Below are 11,326 nucleotides of genomic sequence, written 5' to 3'. Positions count from 1 at the left end.
CAGTGATCGGGCTTATAGACCCCACACCTCGAACACGTCAACAGACAATTTCAAAAAATCACCAAGAAACGACAAGCAACTGAAAATACAAAGGAAATTTGAAAGGGAGTTATCAACAGGGCGGAACACACTCAAATCGACGGCGGATTTCGGCGCTCACATCACCGAACAGGGCAGAAAACGATGAGGGGTAGCCTGGGCGCTCTATTGCGCCCGCAGGATCTGGCCCACCGGCGCTGCCGCTAGCGGCCTTTCGCGGCTGAAATGGCCCCAGTTCTCCCGCACGATCTGCATCAGGAACTCGCGCACCGCACGCACCCGCGGCACCGCGACCAGATCGCGGCTGTAACGAAAGACCAGCCGACGCCGCCGACAATGGCCTTTCGCGGGTGAAATGGCGCCATCATCGCAGCTTCGCCTTCATTCCGCACATCCTCGGGAAACACCGTCCCGCCATTGCTCCGAAGCTCCGCAGAACAGCGCACTCCGCACCCGACGTCGGCGATCACCGGTTCCAACATAGATCCTGTAGAGACGATGACATCTGCCTTCCTAGACGAGGCGCGGCTCACGCGTCCGGTAAGACTACGAGCGCCGTGCCGTTGGTCGCGCCAGCTATGGTAGAGAATCATTAACCATGGTTAGCTAGGTATCGTCACCATACCGCTGGCTATCTCGCGAGCGTTCGATAGCATTGGCAGTCACCCATGCAGAAGACACCGCTTGCGGCACACTCCCGGCGTATCGGCTTTTACACGGCACTGGCCTCGCTGGCTCTGACCGTGCCTTCGCTTGCCCAGTCCGTCTGGACCGGCGCCTCGGACAATGAATTCCGCAACGGTGCGAACTGGAACCCCGCCCTGCCCGGCACGGGCGATGCAGCGGTCGTCGACGACGGCTCGCCACAGGTCACCAACTCATCGACAATTCGCCAACTCGGTGTGGACGGCGGCAATGTCACGATCACCAATACCGGTGTGCTCACCGTCACCAGCGGCAGCACGATCGCCTCGGGCAGCATCAGCATCAACGCCGGCGGCGCCTTGAACTCAGATGTCGACCTGAACGGTGGCGGCCTGTCCATCGACGGCGACCTCAACGGGAAATTGACGCTGAACAACGGCAACGTATCGGTCAACGGGACACTGGACAGCGCCACGATCGGTTCGGCGACGTCGCTTTCCAACAACGGCCAGGTCGGCGACGTGAATGTTTCCGCCGCGGGAACATTCGTCAACAACAGCGGCGCAACCGCTGGCGCCATTACCAATGCCGGCACCGGCTCCAACGCCGGAACGCTCGACGCGCTGACGAACACGGCAGGAAACTTCACCAACAACGCCGGCGGCACGATCACGGGAAAGACGACCGTTTCGGGTGGCACCGTGACGAACAATTTCGTCGTCACGGAAGCGGATGTCGAAGCCGCAGCCACCTTCGTCAACAACAACGGCGCGACGGCGGGCAAAGTCACGAACTCGGGCACCGTATCGAATGCCGGCACGATCGCCTCCGTCGACAACAAGGACGGAAGCTTCACCAACAATTTCGGCGGAGAAGTGACCGGCGAGACGACGGTCTCGGGCGGCAACGTCACCAACAATGCGACGCTTGCCACTGTCGCCGTCGGCGCCGGCGGCAGCTTTACGAACACCTCCGGCGCAAGCGCCGGTGCGGTCGCAAACAGTGGCATTTCTTCCAATGCCGGCACGATTGCTTCCCTGACAAACACATCAGGGACCTTCACCAACAATTCCGGCGGTACGATTGCAGGCAAGGCAACCGTTGCAGGCGGGACGGTGACGAACAACTTCGTCGTGACGCAAGCGGATGTTGCGGCGGCGGCCGCCTTCGTCAACAACAGCGGCGCGACGGTCGGCGCGCTTGAGAATGCCGGCAACACCTCGAATGCGGGCACTGTCGCATCCCTGAACAATACCGCCGGCACGTTCACAAACAATGGCGGCGGCACCGTCACCGGGACGTCTGCGGTATCGGGCGGCAGCGTCGTCAACAATGCGGTGCTCGCTGACGTCGATGTCGGCTCCGGGGGCACGTTCACCAACAACAGCGGCTCCACTGCCGGTGTCGTGAAAAATGCCGGCGCCGGTTCGAACGACGGAACCATCGCCTCACTGGCAGTGAGCGACGGCCTGTTTTCCAACACAGGCACGATCAATGGCACGGCAACAGTCACCGGCGGCGCGCTCGTCAACGACGGCGTGGTCGTCGGCAGCGTCGACGTCTTCGATGGCGGCCTGTTGTCCGGCACCGGCGTCATCGGCGGACTGGCGGTCAATGCGGGTGGCGTGTTCTCGCCCGGCCCAGGCATCCAGACCGCCACCCTCGATGGAGACGTGACATTCCGGTCTCGATCAACTTACCGGGTGGAGGTCGATACCACGGGCCTATCCGACCGCCTTGATGCGTCCGGTGCCATCAGCATCGAAGGCGGAACGCTCGAAATTCTGGCCGCAAGCGGCACTTATGCCCCGACGACCGACTACACGATCCTGACGGGCGGCAGCGTCACCGGTGCGTTTGACGACGTTATCAGCAACTTTGCCTTCCTGTTGCCGAGCCTGAGCTACGGCACCACCAGCGTCGATCTCACCCTTGATCGCAATGACGTGCGTTTCGCCGATATGGCGGAGACAGCGAACGGTCGTGCGACAGCGAATGCCGTCGAGGCGCTAGGACCGTCGAACTCGCTGTTCCTAAACGTTGTGTCACTGGACGAGCAATCCGCCGGCAGCGCCTTTTCGCAACTGAGCGGCGAAGCCCATGCTTCTCTCAAGAGCGAACTGCTCTGGGACAGCCGATTTCCGCGGCAGGCGGTTCTCGACCGCAAGAGCCCGGCGCAAGGCCAGGGCTTGCGGCAATCGGACGACGTGGTGTTCTGGACATCCGCTTATGCGGCCGCAAACCAACTCGCCGGTGACGGCAACGCAGCCGGCGTCGATGGTCGAACGGCGGGTGTCTTGTTCGGGGCGGATGCGGCGATCTCCGACACATGGCGCCTCGGCGGCCTTCTCGGCTACAGCCATCTCGCCATGCAACCGGAAGCACGCGCTGATTCCTATCATGCCGGTTTCTATGTCTCCGGCGAAATCGGACTGCTGGATCTGATGGCGGGGGCGATCTATTCTCATAACGAAATCTCGACCCGACGCGGCGTTGCCTTTGGTTCCCTCGCCGAGAGCCTGACTGCGGACTACGACAGCGCCACCCGCCAGGCCTTTGCCGATCTGTCCTGGACGTTTGCGGCGGAGCATATCAAGTTCCAGCCTTTCGCCAACATCGCTTATGTCGATCTCGATACCGACGCGTTCAGCGAGACGGGCGGCACGGCCGCTGTCTCAGCGGCCGAGGGCTCGGACGCCGTGACGGTATCGACGGTTGGCCTGCGCTGGTCGGCAGACATTCTCGGCAGCGAGCTGCCAATCGCGGCCACCGGCATGCTGGGTTGGCGGCATGCCGCGGGAGACCTGACGCCTTCGGCGCGGCTTGCATTTGCCGGCAGCAGCTTCTTCACAATCGGCGGCGTCACCATGCCCGGCGATGCTCTGGTGATGGAGGCAGGCATTTCCGCGAGGCTATCCGCAACCGCCCAGGTGACGCTAACCTATCTGGGCGAATTTGCGGGCGGCGTGCAATCGAACGCCGCTCGGGCAAACCTGATCGTGAATTTCTAGGCAAGCGACACATGCCAATGGCTACCATACCAGGTTGGCCGGCCCTGCAACCGGACCTTGCCGCAATGGATCGTTGGTCTCGTTGCCGCGTTATTGCTTTGATTGTTCGGCATTTTCAGAAGTGAAAGGATGATGCCCTTGATTTACGCCCGTCATTTCGCAGCGCTCGGCGCAGGTCTGCTCCTGCTTGGAGCCGCCGGCTGCCAGAAGGAGCCGGAATCCACCGCGAGCCAACCTGCCGGGTCGTGCAAGCCAGATGCAGCAGAAGCCCTGGCAGGCAAGGACAGAATTTCCGATGAGGACGCAAAACAAATGACGGGTGCGACGATCGTCAGGCAATTGAAGCCCGGGGATCCGGCCACCATGGACTTCCGACAGGAGCGCGTCACCATCGAAACCGACCCGGCGACGGGCAAGATTGTCCGCGCTACGTGCGGATAGACGTCGACGAATGGTACGAAGCAGTGGGGCCAGAACGGCTCCACCATGAAGGTGCTCCACGATGCAAATGCTCGCATCGTCACGTGTGGCAAAAATTGCGCACAAACACGCCTCGCTGCTCATCGTTCCCCTTGTCAAAGAGGGGGAACGACCAACCACCCTCCCTTATCCGATAGAGACGCCGTCATGCCTCCTCCTGCGCAGTGGGCCGATGTCTGGCGAGCCAGCGGTCCGGCGTGAGGTCGCGTCGGCCCAAGAGACGGGCACTCTTTGTGCCGGCCGCACAAAAACACGCTGTCGAACGCTTTCATCCCGCGCTGCTCACAGTGCTGAAGCAACGCGACGATGTAGATGCCTCCGAGCCGATCTGGCTCGTCTCTTCGAGATGCTGTGAGATACCGTGGGACGTCTTCCATAAGGCTGCCGGCCTGAGGATTATCCTCGTGGTGGATGAAACCTATTCTGAAAGCATCGAATTCCCGGCGGCGTCGATGATGGGCGGACGAGGCGGCGTACGCTGTCGACAGCGATGCGCTGAGCCCATGTCGTCTTGCAAAGCAAAGCGCCGCCAACGATTGATCATTGACGGCGCCGCTCACCGAAAGCCCTTCTTCTCAAAGGCTTCCGTTCGACGCCAAGAGCGACACCGAGTACGGCACGCTCACCGGCTTCTTCGCTGCTGAATTCAACGCCGACAACGACACCAACAAGGGCGACAGCCTGATCGACGTTGATGAAGCCTACATCCAGCTCGGCGGCCTGAAGGCCGGCTTCTTCTACAGTTGGTGGGATAAGGGCCTGAACGGCGAAAGCGACTCGCTCGGCAACGTCACCGAGTTCAACTCGATCGCCTACCTCTATGACGGCGGTTCGTTCCAGGCTGGTATCGCTGTCGACGAACTCGAAGGCGCAACCACCAAGAACAACGGCGTTGGCGTTGAAGGTATCGTTTCGGCTTCGGTCGGCGGCGTATCGTTCGACCTGCTCGGTGGCTTCGACACTGAAGTTGAAGAAGGCGCGATCCGCGCTCTGCTCTCTGCAGACCTCGGCCCGGGCACCTTCCAGATCGCTGGTATCTGGGCTTCCGACCCGAACGCCTACTGGAATGCTTCCGAGTGGACCGTTGCTGCGTCGTACGCCTTCAAGGCAACCGACAAGCTGAAGATCACCCCCGGTGCTCAGTACTGGAGCGATCTGCGCACCGGCAACACCTTCGACAGCGGCCTCGACAAGTGGCGCGCTGGTCTGACCCTCGACTACGCGATCACCGAAGGTCTGGCTTCGCGCGTCTCGGTTCAGTACGAAGACACCGACACCGTAGGCGGTGGCTCGAACGACCAGGTCAAGGGCTTCGTCCGCCTGCAGCGCAACTTCTAAGCCAAACTCGGCTTGAGTGCATGGCCCGCGGCGAGAGATTGCCGCGGGCTTCCGGGACATCACAGTTTTGGAACAAACGAACCAAAGCTAGTTTATTGCGGCGCGCCTTGGCGCAGCGCTGAGCGCCATCCGGATCTGCTCCAGACCTCCGGCCACTGATCGCCGCGCCCTCCCAGTCCAATTGACGACCGCAATCCTCGTTCTCGCTGCTATCCCGCAACTGCCGCGCGCCTTCATCGGCCCACGCATGCGCGACACACAGCTTCCCACATTGCAGCATTTGTGCGCGACAGAGCGCGAAAGCTCGCCACGTTCATGTGAGAAGCGGTCGCTTGGTCAGCAACATGCCCGTCAGGGTCGTTTGATGGATGTGAGGAGCCGGGTCACCCTGCACATAGATGGCTGCCTGTCGGCTCCATGACTTCCGCCTCTCGCTGACAGATATACCCGAAGTGGGACGATCCCATCGACAAGGATCGGCCCGTACTCTCGTTGTCGGCCGCTTCCGCGACCCCATCCAGACGTTGCCGTGTTCACGTCGCTGTTTAAGAAAGCGCCGACAATGCTCGGTCGCCAGCCAAGAGAAAACGCGGAACTGGATCGTTGCGGAAGGTTGCGTCGGCATCGCTCAACCGGTAGCACGGCATCAGGCTGACCGCGTTGCCATCTCGACGTTCCCTCGGCCATTGCATCGTGAACACCTTTTGTTCAAAAATCCACCCTATCGGCAGGTGGCAGGAGCTGGTGAAGACCGAGCGCCAACCTATATTGAGCGACGTCACACCGGGTAGCTCGGATGTGTTCTGGCAACGACAAGGATAGATTTTATGAGCGAGAAATCTCCGGCCGATAATTTTCCCGCCGGCTATGAACTCCCCAAGGTCTGGACCTGGGACAAAGGCAACGGCGGCGCATTCGCCAGTATCAACCGCCCGATCGCCGGCTCCACGCACGAAAAGGCGCTGCCAGTCGGCAGGCATCCGCTTCAGCTCTATTCACTTGCCACTCCCAATGGCGTGAAAGTGACGATCATGCTGGAAGAGTTGCTGGCGGCCGGCCATTCTGAAGCAGAATACGATGCCTGGCCCATCCGCATCGGCGATGGTGACCAGTTCGGTTCCGATTTCGTCGAAATCAATCCGAACTCCAAGATCCCTGCGCTGTTTGACCATGCCCCGAAGGGCGGCGGCGCGCCGGTTCGCGTGTTCGAATCTGCGTCCATCCTGCTCTATCTCGCGGAGAAATTCGGTGCGTTCCTGCCAGCCGAGCTTCGCGCCCGCACGGAAACCTTCAACTGGCTGTTCTGGCAGATGGGCTCCGCCCCCTTCCTCGGCGGCGGTTTTGGCCATTTCTATGCCTATGCGCCGATGCAGATCAAATACGCCATCGATCGTTACGCGATGGAGGTGAAGCGCCAGCTCGACGTGCTCGATCGCCACCTCGAAGGCAATCAGTTCATGGCCGGCAAGGAATACACGATCGCCGATATGGCCATCTGGCCCTGGTACGGCAACCTGGCACTCAATCAGGCCTATGGCGATGCCGGCACGTTCCTCGATGTCCAGAGCTACAGCAACGTCCAGCGCTGGACGGCGGAAATCGCCGCCCGACCTGCAGTCAAGCGCGGCCGCATGGTGAACCGCCTGAGCGGCGATCCGTCGGAGCAATTGCACGAACGCCACGACGCCTCCGACTTCGACACGAAGACGCAGGACAAGATCAACCAAAACGAGACAGCGTAAGGAGAAACGAATGGCGAAGCTGCCTGATATGACGAAACACCGGGGTTTTCCCTACGCCATGCCAGGCACAGGCATACAATTCGTTATCCGCCGCGCCAATCCCAAAGGGGCAACGCCGATCAAGGCTTTGCCCCGCCACGCCCGGCCGGGCTCGGGAGCGCACCGCATCGATGCGGCATTCCTCCACGCCCTTTGGCACCATTTCGGCGCCGAACCGTTCGAGCGCGGCAATCTTGACGCCGCCCGGCTCAATCTCCTCTTCGGTCGCGAGGTCATGGCCGTGGAGAAGGATTTCGATCCGGTGTCCTACGAAGCCCTGCTCGTCATCAACGAACGCGTCGCCCGGCAGAGCTTCCCTGAATCCTTCGAGGACATCTTCGAAGTCTGACGCAACGACTCCCAACCTGTGCGCGCCGCCGCACAGGTCCCTTGGGCGAACCGGCCACTCGCTTGCAAACGGCGATGGTTGCTCCTTCCAGGGATCTGACTTGTGGGGAGCGCTGCGAAACTGGCACGCTGCTGCCAAGTTGTCGGTACGTCCAAGACGGGCGTGTCTCTGGTCGGTGGTACTCATCTTTGGCTCGCCCCAGGAACTTCTCTGCGGAAAAGCCGGGGAAGCCGCCGCGCCCGTCAAACAAGAAGACCAATGTTACAGTTGCTGCGAGATCGATTGGATTCAGCGCGAGCGAAATCATCACTCGGCGGCGTGTCGGAATCCCATGTCGCCAGTCGTCTTCAAGACTGACAAGCCATGGAGAACAACAATGACGATCACTATTACCGCTTTTGAACGGTCGCCCGATCGCGGCAAGGGGATGGCGCGTGACATGCGTGTTCGGTGGGCGCTCGAAGAAACGGGCCAGTCATACGATGTCCGTCTTGTTTCCTTCAAGGCTATGAAGGAACCCGCCCATATCGCGCGTCAGCCCTTCGGGCAAATCCCGACCTATGAGGAAGGCGACCTTGCCTTGTTCGAGTCCGGGGCCATCGTCCTCCATATCGCCGAGCGACATTCGGGCCTGCTGCCCGACGATGCGAATGCCCGGTCGCGCGCAATCGCGTGGATGTTCGCCGCGTTGAGCACGATAGAGCCGCCCATCGTCGAGCGCGAAGTCGCCAGATATCTGGAGAGCGACAAGGCCTGGTATGAGGAGCGCCGGCCTGCCGTCGAGGAACGCATCCGTAAACGACTGGGCGAACTGTCGTTCCGGCTTGGCGATGCCGACTGGCTCGACGGCGCGTTCAGCGCCGGCGATCTCCTTATGGTGACCGTCCTGCGCAGGTTGGAGGGATCGGGCCTGCTGAACGATTATCCGAACCTTTCCGCCTACATCGCCCGCGGCCAGGCGCGGCCCGCCTACCGTCGTGCTCTCGACGCTCAATTGGCCGTTTTCAGCGCCGCATCGACAGACGGTTAAAGATCCGCTCTTTACCGGAAGCGGACATCCAACGCCAAGGCGGCCCGCAGGCCGCAGCCGATCGCAGACCTGCGTCCTCACCCCCTGCCCTGATGTCTTTCGGCGCGCCTTGCGCGACGACGGCCCCGTCCTTCATGACCATGATGTGGGTGCATAGTCGTTGCGGAACCACTTGTAATCGATGCCGATGTTCGTCGTGTGGTCGATCACCCCACCCGTCTCGACATAGCCGTTATAGAACAACGTCCCGTAGGAATCGTCGACCGAGATATTTTTCGCGTTGTGGCGGAGCGACCAGACATCGTTGCAGCGTGTCTGAATTCGTAGCCGATGACGGCCTGTTCGCAATCATAGCCATTGTAAGCTTACTCATCGACAAAGAGGTCGCGATCAATCTTCCCAAACGACCTAGCCTCCACCGTTCCGATATGGGCAATCGGGCGACAAGGATGGACTACAAAACTCTTGTTAAAACAGTGACTGCGACGGCAATTATTTTGCACGGGCCCGGCGGAAATTCGAGTGGCTCATCCGCGAGACATGGCCCTCTCCAGGACGACAGACAGAAGGACATTCGCCCCGGCGGCGACATGCTCCGGTGAGGCGTATTCGCGCGGATTGTGGCTGACGCCATCCCGGCAGGGAACAAAGATCATGACCGATGGCACCCGTCGCGCAAGATGAAAGGCGTCGTGGCCCGCCCCGGACACCATTTCGTGGGCGGCGATGCCCATGCGTTCGGCACTCGACCTGACCAGCTTTGCGAGGCTCGGATCGAACCGAACGACGGGCGAATGCCAGCGAAGCTGAACGTCCAGCCCTATGGACGGGTGGGTGGATGCCAGGTCTCTGCAGCCACGCATCAAGGCATCATGCATGGCGTCCAACTCGGCCTCGTCGGGATGCCGCAGGTCGACGGTCATCTCGATGCGGCCCGGCACGACATTGATGGAGCCGGGATGTGTTCGGACCTGCCCAATGGTACAGCGCGCCTGCGGATCGCGCCCGCCGATTGCATGGACAAGGTCGATCATTCGCGCGAGCAGCGGCACCGGGTCTTTCCTCAGCGCCATTGGAACCGGCCCGGCATGGGTTTCTTCGCCATGCAGCGCGATCTCGTACCAGCGGATCCCCTGCCCGCCGGTTACGACGCCGATGGTCTTGCCGGTGTTTTCAAGGATGGGCCCCTGCTCGATGTGCAGTTCGAGATAGCAGTCGGCCAAGCCGACATCCGGTGCCGGCTCGCGGTCATAGCCGTGGCGAACGAGCTCGTCCGCGACACGGACGCCGTCCGCATCGCTCGCGGCAAGGGCCTGTTCAAGGGGGAGGATGCCGCAGGCAACACCCGACCCCATCATCGCCGGCTGAAAGCGGCTGCCTTCTTCGTTGGTCCAGACACAAAGGTCCACCGACCTCTCGGTCTCAAGGCCGAGATCCGGCACGGTCGGCGCAGGCAGATGGCGATGCATCGCCCAGGCTGTCGCGGATCGGCGCCTTGTCGCGCGGGGTTTCGGCGGAAATCGGCCGCGTGCAACCAAAACCCTTCCTGCCCAACCAGCCGGCGCTCGACCAGTTTCCTTTCGCCATCTGGCGCAAATGCTGGAACGCCGCGGCCCGCGTCGGCCGGGTGGGCATGGGCTACGGTGATGTCGCGGGAGAGCTGGTTCTGCGCCAGCGGATCGCAGAATACCTCGCCTTGCACCGGCGCGATCCTTGCGATCCCGAGCAGATCGTCATTACGCCAGGCGGACATGCCGCCTTCACGCTCGCCGCACTGGCACTGGCCGATCCGGGTGACGGTGTCTGGTTCGAAGACCCCGGCCCCGTCACTACCTCTCACCTGTTCCGCACGCTGGGCCTCAATCTCTGCCTTGCCGATGTCGATGCGGACGGCATGGACGTCGCGGGCGCCATGGCGCGTCATCCGGATGCGCGGCTCGCCTTCGTCATGCCGTCGCGTCATCATCCCCTCGGCGTGACGCTCTCCCTGCCGCGTCGACTTGCCCTTCTCGAATGGGCGCGGGCGAACGACAGCTGGATCATCGAGGACGACTATGACAGCGAGTTTCGCTACGACGGGGCGCCCCTCCCCTCAATACGCTCCATCGACAGTCATGGCAGGGTGATCTACGCGGGCAGCTTCAGCAAGGCGCTCTATCCCGGCATCCGCATTGGCTATCTCGTGCTGCCGCAGCCACTCGTCGGCACCTTCCGCAATCTTTCGGGCCTGATCCATCGCAGCGTGCCGGTTGAAGCGCAGCTCGCGCTTGCCGAATTTATCGGTGGTGGGCATTTCGCCAGCCACCTACGGCGCATGCGCAGCCTCTATGGCGAGCGGCGCAGCGCCTTTATCGAGGCGGGACAGTCCGCTCTTGCCGGGCTCGCCCAGATCGACTGTTCCGAAAGCGGTCTCAACGCGCTGGCGTGGCTTGCGAACGGACGCGAAGACCGGGCAGTCCAGCGCGATGTGCTGGAGACCGGCCTGCAATGCTACCCGCTCTCCGACTATGCCATTGCGACCCGAAGGCCTGGCGCACTCATCCTCGGCTATGCCGGCGTGCCGGCGGAGCGTATGCGGTCCTATCTCGGCCGCTTGGCCGAGGCGCTGTCCCGGCCGTGACGCGGGCGACGTCGCGGCAAAGGGCGCCCGCCG

At 61.9% G+C, this 11,326-nt stretch carries 8 protein-coding genes and 1 pseudogene; 8 read left to right on the top strand and 1 reads right to left on the bottom strand.

The genetic code is table 11. From position 1 onward, the window contains the following. The 7 genes and pseudogenes from AC07UR_RS31445 to AC07UR_RS31415 form a co-directional block, all read left to right on the top strand. A partial coding sequence (locus AC07UR_RS31445) for a hypothetical protein (RefSeq protein WP_494700356.1) occupies positions 1 to 187 on the top strand: 187 nt, incomplete at its 5' end. Positions 188 to 707: 520 nt separating this feature from the next. After that, positions 708 to 3,695, top strand: a complete 2,988-nt coding sequence (locus tag AC07UR_RS31440) for an autotransporter outer membrane beta-barrel domain-containing protein (RefSeq protein WP_209792574.1) — start codon at positions 708 to 710, stop codon at positions 3,693 to 3,695. A gap of 102 nt (positions 3,696 to 3,797) precedes the next feature. Next, on the top strand, positions 3,798 to 4,136 hold the full coding sequence (locus tag AC07UR_RS31435; protein WP_234942048.1) for an I78 family peptidase inhibitor: 339 nt from the start codon (positions 3,798 to 3,800) through the stop codon (positions 4,134 to 4,136). A 621-nt stretch (positions 4,137 to 4,757) separates the two neighbouring features. After that, positions 4,758 to 5,513 (top strand): annotated as a pseudogene (locus AC07UR_RS31430) (porin); the annotation flags it as partial. Positions 5,514 to 6,340: 827 nt separating this feature from the next. Next, on the top strand, positions 6,341 to 7,255 hold the full coding sequence (yghU, locus tag AC07UR_RS31425) for a glutathione-dependent disulfide-bond oxidoreductase (protein ID WP_209792576.1): 915 nt from the start codon (positions 6,341 to 6,343) through the stop codon (positions 7,253 to 7,255). Positions 7,256 to 7,265: 10 nt separating this feature from the next. Further along, entirely contained in the window at positions 7,266 to 7,643 is a 378-nt protein-coding gene (locus AC07UR_RS31420; RefSeq protein WP_173422332.1) for a hypothetical protein, read from the top strand. 376 nt (positions 7,644 to 8,019) lie between these two features. Next, on the top strand, positions 8,020 to 8,673 hold the full coding sequence (locus AC07UR_RS31415) for a glutathione S-transferase family protein (protein WP_209792780.1): 654 nt from the start codon (positions 8,020 to 8,022) through the stop codon (positions 8,671 to 8,673). Between the two features lie 527 nt (positions 8,674 to 9,200). Here the strand turns inward: AC07UR_RS31415 and AC07UR_RS31410 are convergent. Further along, positions 9,201 to 10,142 (bottom strand): hydantoinase/carbamoylase family amidase, encoded by a 942-nt coding sequence (locus AC07UR_RS31410; protein ID WP_209792578.1) that lies wholly within the window; start codon positions 10,140 to 10,142, stop codon positions 9,201 to 9,203. 59 nt (positions 10,143 to 10,201) lie between these two features. On the opposite strand from AC07UR_RS31410, the gene AC07UR_RS31405 reads away from it, so the two are divergent. Continuing rightward, positions 10,202 to 11,293: an aminotransferase-like domain-containing protein gene (locus tag AC07UR_RS31405; protein ID WP_209792580.1), complete on the top strand. Its 1,092-nt coding sequence runs from the start codon at positions 10,202 to 10,204 to the stop codon at positions 11,291 to 11,293. The last annotated feature ends 33 nt before the right edge of the window (positions 11,294 to 11,326 follow it).

The organism is Ensifer sp. GW821-FHT05G01 (assembly GCF_059419585.1).
The sequence above is the reverse complement of the archived record's forward strand: the minus strand, read 5'-3'. Positions and strand labels throughout refer to the sequence as shown.

Excerpts from the sequence above, each read along its gene's own strand:
- yghU (WP_209792576.1), top strand. The coding sequence starts at position 6,341 with ATGAGCGAGAAATCTCCGGCCGATAATTTTCCCGCCGGCTATGAACTC.
- AC07UR_RS31415 (WP_209792780.1), top strand. The coding sequence starts at position 8,020 with ATGACGATCACTATTACCGCTTTTGAACGGTCGCCCGATCGCGGCAAG.
- AC07UR_RS31410 (WP_209792578.1), bottom strand. The coding sequence starts at position 10,142 with ATGCATCGCCATCTGCCTGCGCCGACCGTGCCGGATCTCGGCCTTGAG.
- AC07UR_RS31420 (WP_173422332.1), top strand. The coding sequence starts at position 7,266 with ATGGCGAAGCTGCCTGATATGACGAAACACCGGGGTTTTCCCTACGCC.
- AC07UR_RS31440 (WP_209792574.1), top strand. The coding sequence starts at position 708 with ATGCAGAAGACACCGCTTGCGGCACACTCCCGGCGTATCGGCTTTTAC.